General features: G+C 69.7%; 14 protein-coding genes and 2 pseudogenes. 4 read left to right on the forward strand and 12 right to left on the reverse strand.

The features are described 5' to 3' along the window. Nucleotides 1–121: 121 nt before the first annotated feature. Both cydC and cydD read right to left on the reverse strand, forming a co-directional pair. A pseudogene (cydC, locus tag H5398_RS16965) lies at nt 122–1,762 on the reverse strand (thiol reductant ABC exporter subunit CydC); the annotation flags it as partial. A 279-nt stretch (nt 1,763–2,041) separates the two neighbouring features. Then, nucleotides 2,042–3,580, reverse strand: a pseudogene (cydD, locus tag H5398_RS16970) (thiol reductant ABC exporter subunit CydD); the annotation flags it as partial. Between the two features lie 236 nt (nt 3,581–3,816). Between cydD and H5398_RS16505 the strand changes: the two are divergent. Then, a complete protein-coding gene (locus tag H5398_RS16505; RefSeq protein WP_220489633.1) occupies nt 3,817–4,383 on the forward strand; it encodes a DUF4395 domain-containing protein in 567 nt (188 codons plus the stop codon). Between the two features lie 62 nt (nt 4,384–4,445). On the opposite strand, the gene cydB is transcribed toward H5398_RS16505, so the two are convergent. Both cydB and H5398_RS16515 read right to left on the reverse strand, forming a co-directional pair. Further along, entirely contained in the window at nt 4,446–5,522 is a 1,077-nt protein-coding gene (gene cydB / locus H5398_RS16510) for a cytochrome d ubiquinol oxidase subunit II (RefSeq protein WP_182800838.1), read from the reverse strand. Nucleotides 5,523–5,538: 16 nt separating this feature from the next. Continuing rightward, nucleotides 5,539–7,023 (reverse strand): cytochrome ubiquinol oxidase subunit I, encoded by a 1,485-nt coding sequence (locus tag H5398_RS16515; RefSeq protein WP_182800839.1) that lies wholly within the window; start codon nt 7,021–7,023, stop codon nt 5,539–5,541. An 80-nt stretch (nt 7,024–7,103) separates the two neighbouring features. On the opposite strand from H5398_RS16515, the gene H5398_RS16520 reads away from it, so the two are divergent. Next, the gene (locus tag H5398_RS16520; protein WP_182783389.1) at nt 7,104–7,460 is read left to right on the forward strand and encodes a BlaI/MecI/CopY family transcriptional regulator; all 357 of its coding nucleotides are present in this window, start codon (nt 7,104–7,106) and stop codon (nt 7,458–7,460) included. A gap of 16 nt (nt 7,461–7,476) precedes the next feature. Here the strand turns inward: H5398_RS16520 and H5398_RS16525 are convergent, their stop codons facing one another. From H5398_RS16525 to H5398_RS16540, 4 genes are all read right to left on the reverse strand, one after another. Next, nucleotides 7,477–8,643, reverse strand: a complete 1,167-nt coding sequence (locus H5398_RS16525) for a PPK2 family polyphosphate kinase (protein ID WP_182800840.1) — start codon at nt 8,641–8,643, stop codon at nt 7,477–7,479. Nucleotides 8,644–8,705: 62 nt separating this feature from the next. Beyond that, nucleotides 8,706–10,223: a potassium/proton antiporter gene (locus H5398_RS16530; protein ID WP_182800841.1), complete on the reverse strand. Its 1,518-nt coding sequence runs from the start codon at nt 10,221–10,223 to the stop codon at nt 8,706–8,708. Nucleotides 10,224–10,440: 217 nt separating this feature from the next. Further along, nucleotides 10,441–11,292 carry a VOC family protein gene (locus H5398_RS16535; protein ID WP_220489635.1) on the reverse strand — a complete coding sequence of 284 codons (852 nt, stop codon included), beginning with the start codon at nt 11,290–11,292 and terminating at the stop codon, nt 10,441–10,443. Nucleotides 11,293–11,323: 31 nt separating this feature from the next. Continuing rightward, nucleotides 11,324–12,550, reverse strand: coding sequence for an ROK family transcriptional regulator (locus H5398_RS16540; protein WP_182783386.1), 1,227 nt, complete (start codon nt 12,548–12,550; stop codon nt 11,324–11,326). Between the two features lie 73 nt (nt 12,551–12,623). Between H5398_RS16540 and xylA the strand changes: the two genes are divergently transcribed. Then, nucleotides 12,624–13,793 carry a xylose isomerase gene (gene xylA, locus H5398_RS16545; RefSeq protein ID WP_182800842.1) on the forward strand — a complete coding sequence of 390 codons (1,170 nt, stop codon included), beginning with the start codon at nt 12,624–12,626 and terminating at the stop codon, nt 13,791–13,793. Between the two features lie 11 nt (nt 13,794–13,804). After that, nucleotides 13,805–15,196 (forward strand): xylulokinase, encoded by a 1,392-nt coding sequence (gene xylB, locus H5398_RS16550; protein WP_182800843.1) that lies wholly within the window; start codon nt 13,805–13,807, stop codon nt 15,194–15,196. Between the two features lie 1,017 nt (nt 15,197–16,213). On the opposite strand, the gene H5398_RS16555 is transcribed toward xylB, so the two are convergent. From H5398_RS16555 to H5398_RS16570, 4 genes are all read right to left on the reverse strand, one after another. Continuing rightward, the gene (locus tag H5398_RS16555; protein WP_220489637.1) at nt 16,214–18,196 is read right to left on the reverse strand and encodes an ABC transporter ATP-binding protein; all 1,983 of its coding nucleotides are present in this window, start codon (nt 18,194–18,196) and stop codon (nt 16,214–16,216) included. Next, nucleotides 18,193–19,938: an ABC transporter ATP-binding protein gene (locus H5398_RS16560; protein ID WP_182800844.1), complete on the reverse strand. Its 1,746-nt coding sequence runs from the start codon at nt 19,936–19,938 to the stop codon at nt 18,193–18,195. The genes H5398_RS16555 and H5398_RS16560 overlap by 4 nt, the downstream gene beginning before the upstream one ends. Next, entirely contained in the window at nt 19,935–20,525 is a 591-nt protein-coding gene (locus H5398_RS16565) for a TetR/AcrR family transcriptional regulator (protein WP_182800845.1), read from the reverse strand. The genes H5398_RS16560 and H5398_RS16565 overlap by 4 nt, the downstream gene beginning before the upstream one ends. Nucleotides 20,526–20,746: 221 nt before the next feature. Further along, nucleotides 20,747–21,202: a cupin domain-containing protein gene (locus H5398_RS16570; protein ID WP_182783130.1), complete on the reverse strand. Its 456-nt coding sequence runs from the start codon at nt 21,200–21,202 to the stop codon at nt 20,747–20,749. Between the last annotated feature and the right edge of the window lie 56 nt (nt 21,203–21,258).

The following is a 21,258-nucleotide window of genomic DNA, read 5'->3' on the forward strand; positions in this document are numbered from 1 at the left end:
GGCGACGGCTCGCGAGCCGGATCAGAGGCTCATCAGAAGTGCCCCATCGTGCCTGGCCAGCTGAGTGAGCCAGATCTGCATTTTCCACCCGGAACGGGCGCCCCGCCAGGGGCGACCCTGCTCAACCCGGAGGGCGCCCCGGTGCGAACGATCCACGCGCCACGAGAGCAGGCTCCGGCCCAACTCCTGCAGCGCGGGGCGCAGAGTCCAAGCGGTGGACGCGGGTGCAGCGGGCCACCAGGTCGGGGTCGTGGGTGAGGACCAGTAGCGGCATGTCGGCGAACTCGCGCCACACGTCGTCCATGAGGGCGGTGGCCGTTTCGCGGTCGAGGTGCTCGGTGGGCTCGTCCAGGATGACGACGTCCGGGCTGCCCACCAGCAGCCGCGACATCGCGAGCCGCCGTCGCTCACCACCGCTCAGCGTGGTGCCCGCCTCGCCGATCCGGCGCTCAGGGTCCAGGGGCAGGCCGGCGCGCGCGAGGGCGGCGCGGATGTCGTCGTCGGTGGCGTCGCGGTTGCCGATGCGCACGTTCTCCGCGACGGTGGTGGCGAAAATGTGCGCGTCCTGCGCCAGGTAGCCCACCCGGCCGCCCCGTCGCACCTCCCCGGCCAGCGGCGGGATCAGGCCCATGACGGTGGCGGCCAGCGTCGTCTTCCCCACGCCGGAGGGCCCCACCACGGCCACCTGCTCGCCGGGCGCCACGCTGAGCTCGATGCCCGCCTGCACCGGGCCGGCGCCCGGCCACCCCACCGCGACACCGGTCAGGCGCAGCCCCGCCTCGCCGTTGTCGCCCGCGACAGCGTCGCCATTGCCGACGGGTGGCTCGCTCAGCACCTCGCCGAGCCGGTCCAGCGCGGACCTGGCGCGGGTGTGGGTCTGCGCCGCCTGCGCGAAGGTGCCCAGCACCTCGTGCAGGGCGAGGGGGGTCAGGGCCAGGACTGCGAGGAAGCGGGGGTCGAGATCGCCCGAGGCGACGGCGTTCGTCCCGAACCACAGCGCCGCCAGCACGGCGATCCCGGCTGCCGCCACCTGGCCTCCCGTCGCGATGCCACGCACCCAGGCGCCCCGCCACTCCTGCCCGCGGAGCTCCTCGTCGACGGCGAGCAGCCGCGCCAGCGTGGGGGCTTCGGCCCCGTAGGCGACGAGGTCGTCGGAGGTGCGGGCCAGCTCGCGCACGCCGTTGGCCAGGCGACCCCGGGTGGGGACGGCCGCTGTGTCGGCTGCACGGCTCGCCTGCTGCGTCCACAGGGGCAGGACCGCGCCCGCGAGGAGTGCGGTGGCTAGCAGCGCGACGGCGCTCTCCCAATTCAACAGGGCCAGCATGAGGCTGGTCGCGGCCACGACTGTCGCGGCGGAGGCGACGGGGATCGCCACCCGCACCACCAGGTCCTGGATGGCCGCGACGTCCGCCACCACCCGGGTGAGCAGGTCACCCCGGCGCCGCCCGATCAGCGTGGTGGCGCTCAGCTTGGCGTAGATCCGCACGCGCAGGGCGCCCTGCAGGCGGAGTGCGACGTCGTGGCCCACCAGGCGCTCCACGTAGCGGAACACGCCGCGCGAGATGCCGAAGGCGCGGACGCCCACCGCGGCGGGCTGGAGGTAGAGCACCGGCGGCGCCATGGCGGCGAAGGAGATCAACCAGGCGGAGACCCCCATCAGCGCCACCGACGAGCCCGACGCCAGGGTGGCGAGGAGGATGGCGAGCAGGAAGCGGGTGCGGGCCTTCGGCGCGGCGGCGAGAAGGTCGCGGAGGAGGGAGGTGGGGGCGCTGGGCGAGGAGGTCGCGGGATACGACCCTTCGAGACGGCCCTCGCCGCTCCGCGGGTGGGCCTCCTCAGGGAGCGAAGTGGAGTGTGGCGGGTCTGCTTCCTCGGGGAGCGGGGTGTTGCTTCGCGGGCGGGCCTCCTCGTGGAGCGGGGTGTTGCTTCGCGGGCGGGCCTCCTCGTGGAGCGGGGTGTTGCTTCGCGGGCGGGCTTCCTCGTGGAGCGGGGTGTTGCTTCGCGGGCCGGCCCCCGCAGGGATCGGAGCGCCCGCCGTCGACACGACGCGGTCCGCCGCGACCAGCACCGCCGGGCGGTGCGACACGATCAGGGCGCCGGCACCGGTGGCCCGCACCGCCTCGATGACGCGCGCCTCCGTCGCGGCGTCGAGGCCGGCGGTGGGCTCGTCGAGCACCAGCAGCCGGGCGCCTCCCAGCCGGATCCGGACCAGGGCGCGCGCCAGCGCCACCCGGCGACGCTCCCCGGCGGACAGGCCCTCGCCGTCGTCGCCGACGGGCTTGTCCGGCCCAAAGTCCGCCCCCGCCTCGTCCAGCGCCCGCCGGATGTCATCCTCCGCCGCGCCCGGGCAGCCGAGCGCGACGTTGTCGCCCACCGTGCCGTTGAGCATTCCGGGCTCCTGGCCCACCCAGGCCAGCTGCCCCCGCCACGACGCGAGGTCCACGCCGGTCAGGTCCACGCCGTCGACGGTGACCCGGCCCGACGTCGGGGTGAGGAAGCCGAGCGCCATGGCCAGCGAGGTCGACTTGCCGCCGCCCGACGGGCCGGTGAGCGCCACCACCTCGCCAGGTGCCACCTCCACGCTCAAGTGCTCGACGGCCCGGCCCGCGGCGCCGGGATAGGAGTAGGTGAGGTCCTCCAGCCGCAGGGACCCGCCGCGCGGGGCGGGCTCGGTGCCGGCGTGCCCAGCCCCGCCGTCGATCATCTCGAAGGCGGCGTCCGCCGCGGCCACCCCGTCGGCCGAATCGTGGAAGTGGACCCCCACCTGCCGCACCGGCAGGAAGGCCTCCGGGGCGAGGATCAGCACGAAGAGGGCGGTGGGGAAGTCGACGTTGCCGTAGACCAGGCGGAAGCCCACCGTCACCGCGACCACCGCCACTGACAGCGTGGCCAGCAGCTCGAGCGCGAACGAGCTGAGGAACGAGATGGTCAGCACCTTCATGGTGGCGTCGCGGTAGTCTTCCTCGCCGAGTTCCACCCCGCGCTTCTGCGCCCGCGCCCGGGCGAAGGCCTGGAGTGTGGGGAGGCCGGCGATGAGGTCGGCGAAGTGGTTGGCGAGCCGGTCCGCCACGGCGAAGCTGCGGCGGGTGGCCTTCTCGGTGGTCCAGCCGATCAGCGCCATGAAGACCGGGATCAGCGGGAGGGTGAACGCGACGATGATCGCAGAGGGCCAGTCCGCCAGCAGGATCGCGCCGCCGACGAGGAACGGCACTGTCGCGGCGAGGCCCAGTTGGGGGAGGTACTTGGAGAAGTAACCGTCCAGGGCGTCGAGGCCCTGGGTGACGATCCGGATCAGCGAGGCCGACGACGCGGCGCCGACGGGGGTGTCGAGGCGGGCGGCGAGAATGTCTCGGCGGAGCTGGGACTTGACTGTCGCGGCGGAGCGGTGGGCCAGGGTTGAGCTCAGCCAGGCCAGCAGTCCGCGTGCCAGGAACACGGCCGCCAGCAGGAGCAGCGCCGTCTGCCACCCCGGCGGCAGGGCCTGAGTCTCGAACGCCAGGGTGATCCAGTCCGCCAGCAGCCGCGCCTGGACGATGAGCAGCCCTGCGGTGACCAGGCCGACGAGCACCGTCGCCACCATGAACCCACGGGTGGCGCGGGCGCGGGTGAACAGTCGGGGATGGATGGGGCCTGCCACCTGGCCAGTGTTCCACAAGGCCAGTGGGGCCTTCTGCGGGGCCGGTGGGCGCCTTCGTCTCTGACCACTCGCGCACGTCGTCGCACACGGGGGAATGTTCTTGCCCTTTCAACTGTTGTGGTCAGCGTGCTCGTCGTCCACCGGCCAGCCACCCCCTCGCAGAACCGGAGCAGCCAGATATGACCTCACCCGTGACCGACACCAAGCCCGCGACGCGCAGCCTTCTCGACAGCACCCCCGCCCCCCAGATCACTGTTTCGCGTGTGCCCACCTTCGTCGACGACGTGACAGTCCGGCTGATCGCGGCGGTGGTCGTGGCCGTCGGCCTGCTGGCGCTGGCCACGCAGCAGTGGTGGCTCTACGCCGTCCTCTTCACCGACTTCACCCTCCGCGCCGCTGGGGGCCCGCGCTGGAGCCCGATCGCGCGCGCCGTCGGCGCCTGGCTCCGGCCGCGCCTCGCCGCCCCGAAGCAGCCCACGCCGTTTGCGCCCAAGCGGTTCGCCGCCGGGATCGGCGCAGTCATGACCGCGACCATCACCGCGCTGTGGGTTGCCCACTCCCTCACCGCGGCCCCGGGCCTCATCGTCGCCGCGACAGCGCTCGCCGTCGTCATGATCGTGCTGCCTGGGCTGGAGGCTGCGCTCGGGTTCTGCCTCGGCTGCACCATCTTCGTCGCGCTGATGCGCGTCGGCCTCATCCCCGAGGACGTCTGCGTGGACTGCGCCCCGTCGTCGCGCCGCGCCTGACCCCCTGACAAGCGAAAGGGCCCACCCGACGGGGGTGGGCCCTTTCGCATGTCGAGGGAGGGTCAGTGGACCGCGACCACCTCGTCGGGGATGTTCTTCGTCGAGATGCGGCGGCTGAACACCCAGTACGACCACGACTGGTAGGCCAGCACGATCGGCACGAAGATCACGGCGGCCCACGTCATGATGGTGAGGGTGGTGTCCGACGACGCCGCGGTGATGATGTTGAGGCGCTCATCAACGGGGACCGTCTCGTCCTGTGCGAAGCCAAGGTTTCCGTACATGCGAATGAAGATGCCGATGAACAGCGTCACCACCGTCGCGCCGGTCAGGATGAAGCCCCAACCGTCGCGGCCCTTGGTGATCATGAGCGTGGCGCCCAGGATGGCCACGATGGCGATGATCCCCGCGCCCCACGCGAACACGGTGAAGTCACCGAACTCGGAGTTGGCCGGCCAGAACACGTTCTGGGAAATCACGAACAGCGCCACCATCGCGGAGGCGGCCCAGCCCACCTTCGAGCCGAAGGCCTCGGCCCGCTCATGGATGTGTCCCTTGGTCTTCAGCGCGATGAACGCCGAGCCGTGGACCAGGAACAGGGTCACCAGCATCACGCCGCCCAGCAGCGCGAACGGCCCGAACAGGCCCCAGAAGGAGCCGTTCCAGAGCAGGCCGTCGTTGGCGAGGCCGATGACGAAGTTGGCGAACCCGACGCCGAACACCAGCGACGGCAGGAACGATCCGACGGTGGCGAACCAGTCCAGCATGGCCCGATAGCGGGTGTCGGGGTGCTTCGAGCGGTACTCGAAGGCGACGCCGCGCAGGATCAGGCCCACCAGCACGAGCAGCAGCGGCAGGTAGAGCCCCGAGAAGAGCGAGGCGTACCAGCCGGGGAACGCCGCGAACATCGCGCCGCCCGCGGTGAGCAGCCACACCTCGTTGCCGTCCCAGACGGGGCCGATGGTGTTGACGAGGACACGCTTGTCCTTGTCGTTCTTCCCCAGGACGGGGATCAGCATGGCCACGCCGTAGTCGAAGCCCTCGAGGAAGAAGTAGCCCAGCCACAGCACGGTGACCAGCAGGAACCACACGATGGGCAGCGTCGGAACCGACACCGTCGCTTCAAGCAGAGTGATCATCTCTGGTTCTCCTCTCTCAGTACGCGAAGGTCATGGGGGCGTCGGGATCCGTCTGCACCTCGATGGGTGCGACGTCTGGCAGGCCCGCCTTGGCGTACCTGAGGAACAGCCACACCTCGATCACGGCCAGGCCGCCATAGATGAGCGTGTAGGTGATCATCGAGAACAGCACCTCGCCCACGCCGACGGTGGGGGAGATACCCGACGCCGTCGGCATCACGCCCGCGACGATCCAGGGCTGGCGGCCCATCTCGGTGAAGATCCAGCCGAACGAGATCGCGAACAGCGGCAGCAGCGGCATCGCGAACATCAGCCACGTCCACAGGGTGCTCGGCTGCGGGAGACGCTCCCTGCGGGTCACCCAGAGCGTGAGCGCCGCGATGGCCATGCCCGCGAACCCCAGGCCGATCATCAGCCGGAAGGTCCAATAGGAGACCGGCACGATGGGCATGGGGTCCAGGTCCGGGTAGTTGGCGGAGAGTTCGGCCGCGTACTGCTCCTGGATGGTGGTCTGGGTCCCGTCGAACTGGCGGAAGCCCTCGGTCTCGAACTCCTCGCGGAGGTCGTTGATGCCCTTGACCTCTTCATGGCCGGACAGGATCGACAGCAGGCCGGGGATCCGGAGCGACCACACCTCCTCCGTGCCGTCGAGGGAGCCGATGGTGACGATGGAGAAGGATGCGTTCTTCTCGGTGTAGAAGAGCCCCTCGGCGGCGGCCATCTTCATGGGCTGGACCTGCGTCATGATCTTCGACTGCAGATCCCCGGTGAAGACCACCACGACGGAGGACACCAGCAGGACCCACGCGCCCATCCGCACGGAGAAGCGGTAGGCGCTGGTGTCGCCGGGCCTGGACTCGCCGTCGCGGTTGATCTTGGCGAGGTGCCACCCCGCAATGCCCGCCATCAGGCCGCCGGCCACCATGTAGGACGACGCGATGACGTGCGGGAAGGTGACCAGGAGGACGGGGTTGGTGAGCACCTCGAGGAATCCCGCGACACCGTCGAGTTCGGCGCGGCCGTTGTTGAACACGGTGCCGACGGGGTTCTGCATCCACGAGTTGGCGGCCAGGATGAAGACCGCCGAGAGCATCGTGCCGAACGCCACCATGTAGATGGTCATCAGGTGGATCTTCTTGGGCAGCTTGTCCCAGCCGAAGATCCACAGGCCGAGGAAGGTGGATTCGAGGAAGAACGCGAGGAGGGCCTCTAGCGCCAGCGGGGCCCCGAAAACGTCTCCGACGAAGCGCGAGTACTCGGACCAGTTCATGCCGAACTGGAACTCCTGCACGATTCCCGTGACCACGCCGAGGGCGAAGTTGATGAGGAAGAGCTTCCCGAAGAACTTCGTGAGCCGCAGGTAGGCGTCGTTGCCTGTGCGCACCCAGAAGGTCTGGAGAACCGCCACCAGCATCGACATCGCGATGGTGATGGGGACGAAGAGGAAGTGGTAGACAGTGGTGATTCCGAATTGCCACCGCGCCAGGGTCACAGCATCCATAGCTGGACGGTACTACCCCGGGTCGTATTTGCCCAACGAGTCCACCCCGGGGGGTGACATCGCCCCTTATGCTTAGCCCCATGCCCTCACGTGGAGAACTCGAGCAGCGCGTCATGGAGCTGCTGTGGTCCTCCGGGGTGCCCCAATCCGTGGCGGACGTGCACGTGCAGCTCAACCGGGAACGCGAACTTGCCTACACCACCGTCATGACGGTGCTGGACAGGCTCGCGAAGAAGAGCCTGGTGTCGCGGGAGCTGGTGAACCGCGCATGGCAGTACCGGCCGATGGCGCCCCAGGCAGATGTCGTGGCCCGCGACATGGAGCGACTGCTGGAGCCGGTGGCACCGGACGTGCGCATCGATGCGCTGCGACGCCTGGCCGAGAGCCTCAGCTCGGAGGAGCGGGCGGCGCTGGCTGCGCCGTTGGCCACGGCCTGACCAGCGCCGCCACGCGTCACTTCTTCTTCCCCTTGCCGCCCTTCTTCTTGTTCTTCTTCACCTTCTCCGGCGCAGCGTCGTCGCCAGATGTGGGAAGGAGATCTGGCCCGACGCCGGCGAGCAGTTCCCGCTTGTGGGCCAGCGTCCGCTCCAGATCGGCCAGCAGGCCCTCCCTCTTGACCCGGAGCCCCTCCAGCGCGGCCGCATGGGCGTCGTCGCCCTGCCCCTTGGCGCGCAGCATGACGGCTTCCTCGCGTACCTCGGTGCTTGACTCGAGGGCCTTCATCACCACGGCCTCCGTGTCCGCCATCGATTCCGCGAGGGCCGCTGGGGACATCGTCGCGGCCAGCTGCCGTCGCTGGACCTCCGGCTTCCACCGCGGCTGCGGCCACTTGAGGTCCATGTCGACGAGGGCGCGGGTGAGGATCTCCGTGGCGGCCAGCCGCGAGTACCACTTGCGGTCCGCGGGCAGGACGTACCAGGGGGCGTGATCGGTGGAGGTGAGCCGGAACACGTCGGCGTAGGCCTCCTGGAAGTCGTTCCACCTCGCGCGGGTGGTGAGGTCGCCGGAGCTGAACTTCCACCGCTTGTCGGGGCGGTCGAGGCGTTCCATGAGTCGCTTGCCCTGCTCGTCGTGCGAGACCATGAGCGCGAGCTTGATCACGATCGTGTCGTCGTCGACGAGGGACTTCTCCCACTTGTTGATCTCGGCGTAGCGCTTGCGCCACACCTCCTCCTCGACGAGTTCCTCAACCCGCACCACGAGCACGTCCTCGTAGTGGGAGCGGTCGAACACGCCGATCAGCCCGGGGCGGGGGAGGCCGCGCTTGATCCGCCACAGGTAGTGGTGCCGCCGCTCCTCGGGGGTGGGGACCCCGAAGCTGCGCAGCGCCACCCCCTGCGGGTCCACCATTCCCATCACGTGGCGGGTGATGCCGCCCTTGCCGGCCGTGTCGAGGCCCTGCACCACGACGAGGACCTTGCGGTTGCCCCCTGCGCGGCCATGGGCGAAGAGGCGTTCCTGAAGCTCGGAGAGCAACTCCCCGCGCTCCTTCATGGTCTCCTCGGCCTGATCCTTGTCGCCCGTCCAGCCCGGGGTGCCGGCCCGGTCGAAGGTGGACAGGTCGAAGTCGGGTCCGACGCGCAGGGCGCTGCGCGGGTCCTCGCTCCAGAAGTCGGTCATGGGTGGTCCTTTCTCTGGGACCCCATTGTGTCGCGGCAAGCCGGTGAGCGTGAGCTTTCCGCTCAGGCGTCGTCGGTGAGCCGTCGACGGTTCCGGCCAGAGGTCACCCATCGGGCCAGGGCGCCCCCCTCGTGGAGCAGTTCCAGGCGGCGCTGCGTGCGCTCAACCAGGTCCGTCCGCGCCGCAAGCAGGAGCTGGTCGTTCTCGCGGAGGCGGGTGCTCCTGTCCGGGACCAGGATGGCGTCGCCGCGGATCACCATGGACACCACCGCGCCGCCGGGGAGCCGGAGGTCGTCGACGTACATGCCGGTGAGGCGGCTGCCGGGGGGCACGGTGACCTGCACGAGGGTGGCGTCGATCCCCTCGAGCGGCGAGGAGTCGAACGTGACGGCGTGCTGTGAGATCGCCTCGGTGACGCCCATCCACCGCGCGAACCGGGGCAGGGTCGGGCCCTGCAGCAGGGTGAAGGTGACCACCAGCAGGAAGGTGACGTGGAAGATGTGGCTGGCGTAGGGCAGGTTCTCGGTGAGCGGGATGGTGGCCAGCATGATGGGCACGGCGCCGCGCAGCCCGGACCAGGAGGTGAACGCCTTCTCGCGCCAGGGCACCTTGAACGGGGCCAGACACAACCACACCGAGAGGGGGCGTGCCACGAACGTCAGGACGGAACCGATCACCAGGGCGTCGACGATGGCGCCCGGCAGCTCGGCCGGTGAGGCCAGCAGCCCGAGCATGATGAACAGCGCGATCTGCGCCAGCCACCCGAGGGATTCGGTGAAGCCCTCGGTGGTGGAGTGGTGGGGGAGGGCCTGGTTGCCGAGCCAGATCCCGGCCACGTAGGCCGCCAGAAGGGCGGAGCCCCCCGCGATGCCGGCCGTCGCGAAGGCCGCCATCGCAATCGTCAGGGTGGCCAACGGATACAGCCCGGCGGACGGGAGGGAGATCCGGCCCAGCAGCACCTGCCCGATGCGGGCGATGATCAGCCCGATCAGCGCGCCGGCGACGAGCTGGAAGAGTGCCGTGCCCAGCATCGCGGCAACCGAACCCTCGCTCCAGGCGTCCGAGGCGACGACGCTGACGAGCACGATCGTCGGGGGATCGTTGAACCCTGATTCGCCCTCCAGCGTGGTGCGGACGCGGCGCTTGATCGGCAGCCGACGCAGGATCGCGAAGACGGCGGCCGCGTCGGTGGAGGACACCATGGCGGCGAGCAGGATCGCGGTGCGGAGGTCCAGGTCCAGGATCAGGACGGCGAAGGTGGCCGCGACCGCGACGCTCACCATGACGCCCGCCGTCGCCATGATCCCGGCGCGGAGCGCGACGGGGCGCAGGTCCGCCCAGCGGGTGGTGAAGCCGCCGTCGATGAGGAGGACCGCGACGGCGATGAGGGCAAGGTTGAACGCGAGCTGGCTGTCGTCGAAGCGGATGCCCAGGCCGGCCTCGCCGATGATCAGGCCGATGCCGAGGTAGAGCAGCATGCCCGGCATCCCGCTGCGCGAGGAGATGCGCACCGCGACCACGGCCGCGAGGAAGATGCCGGACACGGCCAGCACGACGAGGTTGAGCTCCTCGTGGGTCATGGTCTGGCTCGCGTGGTGCGCATGGGGACCCTTCGGCCGGTGGGCAAGAGCTTAGCGGCGTGGTGGGGCTCGCAGACTCCGTCGGTCCACCGTCGTCGCGCCTGCGGTCAATCTCGTCGCCTGCGCTCTAGCGCGGGCGGTCCGACTTAAGTCAGGCGCCTCGGGGGCGCCTGCGTTAAAGGGCAGGCGCGGAGACGTAACGCAGGCGCGCGGCGTGTCAGCCGACGGTGAGGCGGATCTCATTCCTCCACGGATCCAGCACCGACAGCGTCTGGCCGTCGAACGTCGGCGCGTGACCGGAGAAGCGAAGCCGCTCGTCGGCCTTGGCGATCTCCTCGGCTGTGGGCACCAGAATGTCGATGACCCCCATGCCGAGCGTGTTGTGTCGCGGGCCGGCGCCGGCCGAGTTCCACACGTTCATCGCCATGTGGTGGTGGTATCCGCCCGCCGCGACAAACAGGGCCGAGCCGCCGAGGGAGGCGGTCTGCTCGAACCCGAGCGCGTCGACGTAGAACGAGCGGGCGGTGGCGACGTCGCCCACCTGGAGGTGGACGTGCCCCAGCTCGGCCTCGGTGGGCGGCAGTGTCGCGGGGTCCGTGCCGGCGAGATGCTTGGCGACGAACTCGTTGGGGTCGATGTAGAGGGTGGCCATCTGGACCTGGCTGCCGTGCCACTGCCACTGGTCCCTGGGGCGGTCGTGGTAGAGCTCCACCCCGTTGCCCTCAGGGTCGGTGAAGTAGAAGGCCTGGGACACGAGGTGATCCCCCGTGCCGGCGTAGGTCTGCGGATACCGCTCATACATCCGCACCAGGGTGGCGGCCAGGGCGGGCAGCTCGGCGTAGACGACGGCGGTGTGGAAGAGGCCCGCGTCGGTGCGCCGCGCGGGGCGCAGGTCCCTGGCCTCGGTGAGGCGGACGATCGGGGTCTGGGAGTGGCCGAGTGTGACCGAGCCGGGCTCGTCGATGAGCGGTTCGAGGCCCACGCCGTCGGTGTAGTAGGCGAGCATGCTGGTCATGTCGCGGACGCGCAGCTCGAGGCGACCCATGTGGGTGTCGGCGTGAAGGCTCATGCCCCCAGTCTAAAGTTTAAACTTCAACTAATCAAGCGCGATCGCTCGACGGCGGGGCCCAGCGCGCGGGGTCGTCGAGCACCCGCTCCAGTGCCACGTAGGCCGCGCCGAACGCCGGTGCCGCGTGGTCCGGCGTGGCGGCGATGAGCGCGGGCTCGGTGAAGGGCCTGGCCAACAGCCGGGTGTCCAGCTCGCGCTGGATGAAGGGCCGGTACTCCTCGACGAGCACCGCGAGGTCGCCGCCGAACACGACGGTGGTGATGTCGAGCAGGTTGCCGGCGTTGGCCAGGGCGAGCCCGAGCGCGCGCCCAGCCGCCCGCACGGCGTCCACGGCCGCGGGGACGCCGTCGAGGTAGGCCTGCCGGACCTCCTCGATCGAGCCGACGCCCACCAGCTCGGTGAGCGCGCGGGTGCCGGCGTAGCGCTCGAGGCAGCCCTTGGCGCCGCATCCGCACTGCGGCCCGTCCGGATCGATGAAGGTATGGCCGATCTCACCGGCCCAGCCGCGCGTCCCCAATGAGACCGAACCGTTGATGACAAGGGCTGATCCGATGCCCACCTCGCCGGAGAGATAGAGGAACGCGTCGAGGGGGCCGGGGCGGCCGGGCCTCTCGTGGCCCACGTAGATGGCGGCGCAATCGGCTTCGTTGGCCACGCCAAAGTCCACCTCGTCCACCTCAGGGAGCCCGCCCTCGCGAAGAAGGGCGCGCGGGTCCACGTCGTGCCAGCCGAGGTTGGGGGCGCGCAGGACCATGTGCGTGGACGCGTCCACCAGGCCCGGGACGGCGAGCTGGATGCCCACCAGGCTGCCGCCCTCGGGGAGCGCGCCCAGGCACTCCCGGGCGAGCCCTGCCACGCGGGCCAGTGCCTCGGCCGGGGACAGGTCCACGTAGTGGGTGGCGGCGTCCGCCGCCGCGACGACGGTGCCGGTGAGGTCCACCAGTCGAGCGGCGCTGTGGCCGACGTTGATCTCCAGGCCCAGCGCCAACAGCGTGCCGGCGCGGGGGTGCAGCGGCGTGGCGGGGCGCCCGCGCTTGGTGGCCGGCAGCGGGCTGGACTCCGAGACGATGCCGGCCGCCACCAGCTCGTCGACCATGCGCGAGGCCGTCGATCGCGTCATGCCCGTGGCCTGGGCGACGTTCGCCCTTGCCGGGGCTGTGTCGCTGGCAAAGACGTACCTGGCCACCAGCGAGAGGTTGCTGGCGCGGAGGCTGCCCTGCCTGGCCACTCCGGCCGCGGGATCGAAACGTGTGCGCATGGGCTTGACTCTAGCCCAGAATCGTTATAAGTTCAGGACGAAAACAATATGCTTTCTCGACGAGGAGACCCCCATGACTGATCACGACTACAAGTTCTCGTTCGGCCTCTGGACCGTCGGGTGGCGCGGCACCGACCCGTTCGGCTCCGACACCCGTCCCGAGTTCGACCCCTGGCACTACGCAGACAAGCTCGCCGAGCTCGGCGCCTGGGGCATCACGTTCCACGACAACGACATCTACCCCTTCGACGCCGACGAGGCCACGGCCAAGGGCCGCATCAAGCAGCTCAAGGACGCCTGCGACAAGTCGGGCCTGACCATCGAGATGGTCACCACAAACACCTTCAGCCACCCCATTTTCAAGGACGGCGGACTCACCTCCAACGACCGTGGTGTGCGCCGCTTCGGCCTGAAGAAGATCCTCAACGCCGTCGACATCGCCGCCGAGGTGGGCGCCTCCACCTTCGTGATGTGGGGCGGTCGTGAGGGCGCCGAGTACGACACCTCCAAGGACTACTTCGCCGCCCACGCCCGCTACGCCGAGGGCCTCGACACCATCGCCGGGTACATCAAGGACAAGGGCTACGACCTGAAGATCGGCCTCGAGCCCAAGCCCAACGAGCCCCGCGGTGACATCCTGCTCCCGACGATCGGGCACGCTCTCGGCCTCATCGCCACGCTGGAGCACGGCGACATCGTCGGCCTCAACCCTGAGGTCGGCCACGAGCAGATGGCCAACCTCAACTACACCACCGGCCTCGCGCTCGCGCTGTACGCGGGCAAGCTGTTCCACATCGACCTCAACGGCCAGCGCGGCCTGAAGTACGACCAGGACCTGGCGTTCGGCCACGGCGACCTCATGAGCTCGTTCTTCACCGTCGACCTGCTGGTCAACGGCTTCCCGGCCAGCCCGGACGCGCCCCGCTACGAGGGCCCCATCCACTTCGACTACAAGCCCAGCCGCACCGAGGGCGTCGAGGGCATCTGGGACTCGGCCCGCGCCAACATGGAGACCTTCACCCTGCTGGCCGAGCGTGCCCGCGCTTTCCGTGCCGACCCGGCCGTCCAGGAGCTCATGCGTGAGGCCTCGATCTTCGAGCTCGCCGAGCCCACGCTCGCCGAGGGCGAGACGATCGCCGACCTGCGCGCCGCCGAGATGCCGAACGCCGACGAGAAGGGTGCCCGCGAGTACCACTTCGTCGAGCTGCAGCAGGCCGCCATCCGGCACCTGCTCAAGGCCTGAGGGGTTAAGCCGTGACGCTGGTCGCTGGTGTCGACACGTCGACGCAGTCGTGCAAGGTGCTGGTGGTTGACGCCGACACCGGTGAGATCGTCCGCCAGGGCGCCGCCTCCCATCCCGACGGGACGGAGGTGCACCCGGACTACTGGTGGACCGCCTTCCAGTCGGCCTCCGCCGCCGCGGGTGGGCTCGACGACGTCGCCGCGATCAGCGTCGGCGGCCAGCAACACGGGATGGTCGCGCTGGATGCCTCCGGTGAGGTCATCCGGCCGGCCCTCCTCTGGAACGACACCCGCTCGGCCGAGGCCGCCCGCGAGCTCCGGGAGGAGTTCGACGGGTGGGTCCCCGCAGTGGGGTACCTTCCCTTGGCGTCGTTCACCAACACCAAGCTCCGCTGGATGGCGGACGCGGAGCCGGACAACGCCGCCCGTGTGGCCGCGGTGGCGCTGCCGCACGACTGGCTGACCTGGAAGATCCAGGGGTCCGGTCGGCTCGAGGACCTGATCACCGACCGGTCCGACGCCTCGGGCACGGGCTACTTCGACTCCGTGGCCAACGAGTACCGGCGGGACCTGCTGTCGCTGGCGCTGCGACGCGACGCGTCGTCGGTGATCCTGCCGCGCGTGCTCGCGCCTGACGAGGGCGTCGACGGCGGCCGCTGGGTTCTCGGACCGGGCTGCGGCGACAACGCCGGAGCAGCCCTCGGGCTGGATCTTCGGCCCGGGCAGACGAGCGTGTCGCTGGGCACGTCGGGGGTCGTCGCGGCGGTGTCGTCGACGCCGGCCTACGACGAGTCCGGCCTGGTCAACGGTTTCGCCGACGCGTCGGGCTCCTGGCTGCCGCTGACCGCGACCCTCAACGCCGCCCGCATCCTCGACGCGGCGCGTCGGGTGCTGGGGGTGGACTTCGACGAGCTGTCGCGGCTGGCGCTCTCGGCCCCCGCCGGGGCCGAGGGCCTGGTCATGGTGCCGTGGTTCGAGGGCGAGCGCACGCCGAACCTGCCCGATGCGACGGCGTCGCTGGTGGGCATGACGCTCAAGAACTTCACGCCCGAGAACGTGGCGCGGGCCGCCGTCGAGGGGTTGTTGTGCCTCATGGGTGAGGGTCTGGAGGCGATTCGTCGGCTCGGCGTCTCGATCGAGCGGGTCAGCCTGATCGGCGGAGGAGCGAAGTCCGAGGCCGTCCGACGGCTGGCCCCCGAGGTGCTCGGGGTGCCCGTCGACGTGCCCGCTCCGGCGGAGTACGTGGCGCTGGGCGCTGCGCGCCAGGCGGCGTGGGCCCTGTCGGGGTCGCGGCCTGCGTGGGAGTCGTCGTCGACGGAGACCTACGAGGCGGTGTCGCGGCCGGAGATCGCTGCGCGCTACCGGGAGGTCGCGGGTCGGTTAGTGTCGTCGAACGGTTGGTGAGTCACCCGCCGCCTCCCCCGCGGGCTGAGGTGCCGCGGAGCGGCCTCGAAGCCTAAGGAAAGTGAGCTGACAAGGGATTTGGCCCAGCTTGCCTGCAGGACCTGTGGTCGGGTTGGCGACGTGTGGTGGGGGCCGGGCCGCCCATGATGCCGGCGGCGGCGCGTCGCGCTGCCGCGCCGACATCAACGCCCACCCAACCTGCCCCGGCCCCCACCACCCACCGCCCTGATGTCCCCGTCGATCGGCCGCCTGGCTGATGCCTCGTTGGCTGAGGTGCCGCGTAGCTGCCTCGAAGCCTATTTGAGTTCCCTTGTCAGGTTGCGTTTCTCAGGCTTCGAGGCTCGTCGCTGGCGCTCCTCGCTCCTCAGCCAGCGGTGCTGGTCGCGTCGCCAGGCTTGTGGTGTCAACGCAGGCGCCACAGGGCCCGCCACCCTGCCGACCCACTCCCTCGCGGGGATCTTTGGACCCCATCCCGTTGGGTGAGCCGGTCGGGCGCGTAGCGCCGCCGACCGCGTCGAAGCCTCCGTCGGCTGCAAAGGGACCTGTGGCAGGGGGCGTCAGTCCCGCTCCACTGACTCGACCGACAGGGAATGGGCCCACGCCTAATTGTCACGACTGGAGTCGAGTACGACCTCAGACCTGACAATTAGGCTCCGGCAGGCTCGGGTCTGGAGGAAGGTGGAGCCGTGTCCGGCTCAGCTCCGTCCTGCGCATCGGGTGACCCCGGCTTTCACGGCCGACGGTGGGTCATGAGGGGGCGCGAGGGTGGGTGACGGTGGGGCGGCTCGGCGCAGTGCTGCCCAACTCGAGGATCACCCAGCTGGCGTCCCGCCCGGGCAGGCCCGACCCAGGCCCGCCCTGCCGTCGCGGACCCGCACCCGACCACGAGATCCGCGTGAAGGTGGTAGTCACGACCCTTCGAGACGGCCCACGCCGCTCCGCGGGCGGTCCTCCTCAGGGGGCGAAAGGACGGGCTACGCCGCTCCGCGGGTGGACCTCCTCAGGAGCGAGAGCGGGTCAGGCAGCGGTCTCCTCCTCGATCGCCGCGTTGAACTGGCTCTGGTACAGGTCGTAGTACGCACCCCTCGCGTCGAGGAGCTCGTGGTGGGTTCCCTGCTCGACGATGCGACCCTCCTCCATGACGAGGATCAGGTCCGCGTCGCGGATGGTGGACAACCGGTGCGCGATGACGAACGACGTCCGCCCGGTGCGCAGTGCCGCCATCGCGTGCTGGACCAGCACCTCGGTCCGCGTGTCCACCGACGAGGTGGCCTCGTCGAGGATCAGCAGCGCCGGGTCCGCAAGGAAGGCGCGCGCGATGGTGATCAGCTGCTTCTCGCCGGAGGAGACGTTGGAGCCCTCCTCGTCGATCACCGTGTCGTATCCCTCGGGCAGCGAGTGCACGAACCTGTCCACGAACGTGGCCTTGGCCGCGGCGCGGATCTCCTCTTCGGTGGCGTCCGGCCTGCCGTAGGCGATGTTGTCGCGGATGGTCCCGCCGAACAACCACGTGTCCTGCAGCACCATGCCGATGTTGCCGCGCACCTCACCCCGGGGCGCGGACGCGATGTCCACGCCGTCGATGAGGATCCGACCGGACTGCAGGTCGTAGAACCGCATGATGAGGTTGACCAGCGTGGTCTTTCCTGCTCCCGTCGGCCCGACGATCGCGACCGTCTGCCCCGGCTTCGCCGTCAGCGACAGGTCCTGGATCAGCGGCTGCTCGGGCTTGTAGGAGAACCCGACGTGATCGAACACCACGTCTCCCCGCGACACCTTCAGCTCACCGGCGGGCTCCTTCGACATCTCCTCGGAGTCCAGCAGCTCGAAGACGCGTTCGGCCGACGCGACGCCGGACTGCAGCAGGTTGGCCATCGAGGCCACCTGCGTCAGCGGCTGCGTGAACTGGCGCGAGTACTGGATGAACGCCTGCACGTCGCCGATGTTCATCCGGCCCGACGCCACCCACAGGCCGCCCACGACGGCGATCACCACGTAGTTGAGGTTCCCGACCAGGAACATGACCGGCATGATGATGCCGGAGATGAACTGGGCGCCGAAGCCCGCCTTGTAGAGTTCCTGGTTGCGGACCTGGAACTCGGCCTCGACCTCCTTCTGGCGGCCGAACACCTTGACCAGCGAGTGGCCGGTGAAGGCCTCCTCGATGTGGGCGTTGAGCTCTCCGGTGGACTTCCAGTTCTGCGCGAACAGCTTCTGGGAGCGCTTCCCGATGACGGAGACCACCACCATGGCGATCGGCACCGACACCAGCGCGACGAGCGCCAGGATGGGGGAGATCCAGAACATCATGATCAGCACGCCGATCACCATGAGCAGCGAGTTGAGCAGCTGCGACAGGGTCTGCTGCAGCGTCTGCGACACGTTGTCGATGTCGTTGGTGACGCGGCTGAGCACCTCGCCGCGGGGCTGCTTGTCGTAGTAGGACAGCGGCAGCCGGTCCAGCTTGGCGGCCACCTCGCGGCGCATCTGGTAGATCGACTTCTGCACTGCGCCGTTGAGGACCCAGCCCTGCACGTAGGAGAAGATGAACGACACCACGTAGAGGCCGAGCACCCACAGCAGGATGCCGCCGATGGCGCCGAAGTCGATGCCCTCGCCGGGGATGAAGTCCAGGTTGCGCAGCAGGTCCGCGAAGTCGGTGTTGCCTTCCGCGACGGCGGCGTCGATGACCTGCTGCCTGGTCACGCCGGCGGGCATCTGGCCGCCGATGATGCCCGACAGCATCAGGTCCGTGGCGCGGCCGAGGATCTTGGGCCCCACCACGCTGAGCGCCACCGACAGCACGCCCATCGCGATGGCCAGGATGATGCCGGCACGCTGCGGGCGCAGGTGGCTGAGCAGCCGCCGGACCGACACCTTGAAGTTCGCCGCCTTCTCGCCGCTGCCGGCCATCGGGCCGTGCCCGGGGCCACCGCGGTGGGTGGGGGCGTGCTTGGGGCGCTCGTTGGCCTTGACTGGGATTGCCTTGTTCTCGCTCATGCGGCGGCCTCCTCGGCGCTCAGCTGGGACTCGACGATCTCGCGGTACGTCTCGTTGGACGCCAGCAGTTCGTCGTGGTTGCCTCGGCCGACGATCCGGCCGTCTTCAACGACGAGGATCAGGTCTGCGGCGGTGATGGTGGAGACGCGCTGTGCTACCACGAGGACCGCGGCGTTGGCGGTCTCCGGCCTGAGCGCAGCCCGGAGGCGCGCGTCGGTGGCCACGTCGAGGGCCGAGAAGGAGTCGTCGAAGATGTACACGCTCGGCTTCTTCACCAACGCCCGGGCGATGGCGAGGCGCTGTCGCTGCCCGCCGGAGACGTTGGTGCCGCCCTGCGAGATGTGCGCGCCGAGCTGGTCCTCCTTCTCAAGCACGAACGCCTCCGCCTGAGCGACGCGGAGCGCCGACCACAGTTCGTCGTCGGTGGCGTCCGGTTTGCCGTAACGCAGGTTGCTGGCGATGGTGCCGGAGAACAGGTAGGGCTTCTGCGGCACGAGGCCGATCCGGGCCCAGAGGGTGTCCGGGTCCAGGTCGCGCACGTCGACGCCGTCGACGAGCACCCGTCCCTCCGTCGCGTCGAACAGGCGGGGGATGAGGCTGATCAGGGTGGTCTTGCCGGCGCCGGTGGACCCGATGATCGCGGTGGTGGTGCCGGGGGTGAGCTCGAAGGAGAGGTCCTGAATCACCGGGGACTCGGCGCCAGGGTAGGAGAAGCTGACCCGGTCGAACAGCACGTGGCCGCGCTCGCCCGACGGCGCCACCGGGTTGGCCGGCGGTGCCACCGAGCTCTCGGTGTCGAGGACCTCCATGATGCGGTCCGCGCAGACGGCGGCGCGGGGCGCCATGACCAGCAACATCGTCGTCATCATGACCGAGATGAGAATCTGCATCAGGTAGGAGATGAAGGCGGTGAGCTGGCCGATCTGGATGTCGCCGGACTCGATGCGCTGGGCGCCGAACCACATCACGCCCACGGTCGAGACGTTCATGATGAGCCCGACGAAGGGGAACAGGAAGGCCATCAGCCGGCCGACGGTGGTGGTGGTGTCCACCAGCTCGGCGTTGGCCTTGTCGAAGCGGCGGGCCTCGTGGGGCTCGCGGACGAAGGCGCGGACCACCCGGATGCCGGTGATCTGCTCGCGGAGCACCCGGTTGAGGGTGTCGATGCGCTTCTGCATGGTCTCGAACAGCGGGCCCATGTTGACGATGAGGACGGTGATGCCCGCACCCAGGACCACGACGGCGGCCAGGATGATCCACGACAGGCCGGCGTCCTCGCGCAGCGCCATGAAGACGCCGCCCACCATGGTGATGGGGGCCGAGACCAGCATGACGGCGCTCATCAGCACCAGCATCTGAACCTGCTGCACGTCGTTGGTGTTGCGGGTGATCAGCGACGGCGCCCCGAACTTGTTCAGCTCGCGGGCGGAGAAGGAGAGGGCGCGCTCGAAGATCGCGGCGCGGACGTCGCGGCCGAACTGCATGGCGGCGTTCGCGCCGGCCCAGACGGCGGCGATCTGCGCCGCGCCCTGCACCGCTGACAGCAGCAGCATGACGCCGCCGGTGCCCCAGATGAAGTCCGTGTCGCCCGTGACGACGCCCTCGTCGATGATGCGGGCGTTGAGGGTGGGCAGGTAGAGCGACATGATGGTCGCGATGGTCTGCAGCACGATGACGATCGCGAGCAGCCCCCAGTAGGGGCGGATGTAGCGGTTGATGAGCCGCCCTAAGCGGGAGATCATGCGATGTCCTTTCGGAGCGCCCCGTGGAGCGCGAGGCGGGCGAGGTCGTCGAGTGAGAGCGACGACGAGACGAACCGGGAGGCGTGCCCGACGGCGAACGTGCGCAGCAGCGTGGCGAAGGCGTCGAGGGGGATGGTGATCTGGCTGCGGTAGGGCTCGAAGTGGTCCGTCATCCACGCGTCGAGTTCCGTGGTGCGGGCCTCGAGTTCGGTCCGGGCGCACTGGGCGGCATGGGGGGCGCTGTGCTTCGTGGCACCGTGCGCGGCGACGAACATGGTGTGGACCGAGTGCAGGTACTGCTCGATGAGCTCGATGGCGGTCCTGGTCTGGGTCTCGATGTCACCGTCGAGGTCCGACGCGGCCAGGCGGTCGGCCAGCCGCTCGGCCGAGAGTGCCTCGCTGATGGTGGCTGCGACGAGGTCGTCCAGGGAGTCGAAGACGCGGAAGATCGTGCCCTCGGCCACCCCGGCCGCCTCGGCCACCATGCGGGTGGTGAGGGCCTGGCCGTGCTCGCCAAGGAGGGGGATGCTGGCCTCGATGATGGCGGCGCGGCGCTGTTCGGGGGGCATGGGGGCAGCGCGGGTCACAGGTGGAAGTGTAGTGAGTGAACACTCACTCATCAAATGCGCTGTGCCCTCGCGTGGTCTCCAGGCGCGTGCGTGAGTTCGGGCCGCCTGCGTTGGCTCCCGTCGCCTGCCTTGGGTTGGGCCGCCTGTGGAGGCGCCTGCGTTGGTGCGCGCCGCCCGCGCTGAAGCGCAGGCCGCGCGACATTACGCAGGCGGCAAGACTGACCGGAGCGCGATGGACGTCACTCGTCCGGTTGGACAGTCCACGTCGGGGGCTCGTCCTTGCCCGCCTTCTCGTCGGCCTCCGAGTCCTCCTCGGTCTTGTGCACCTTTCCCTTCGCGTGATGCGAGGGGGCGTAGATCACGTACAACTGCATGGGCTCGTCGCCGGTGTTGACGATGTCGTGCCAGGTGCCGGCCGGGACCTGGACGGACCAGCCGTCCTCCACGTCCACCTTCACGTTGAGCTCATCCTTGGAGGGACCCATCAGGCAGCGACCCTTGCCCGCGTCGAGGCGGATGAACTGGTCCGTGTCCGGGTGCACCTCGAGCCCGATCGAGTGGGCCACGGGGATGGACATCAACGTGATCTGCAGGTACTTCCCGGTCCATGCGACAGTGCGGTAGTTGGGGTTCTCCCTGGTAGCGGTCTCCAGGTCGAAGACGTTGGGCTCCGGCCCATTGTCGGTGATCTTCATCGGTTCTCCCTCCGGTCGTCTTCCCACATTAGCCCAGCGTCGGGGCCAGCGGTGGG

The sequence above is a fragment of the Tessaracoccus sp. MC1679 genome (genome assembly GCF_014164775.1).
Taxonomy (GTDB): Bacteria; Actinomycetota; Actinomycetes; order Propionibacteriales; family Propionibacteriaceae; genus Arachnia.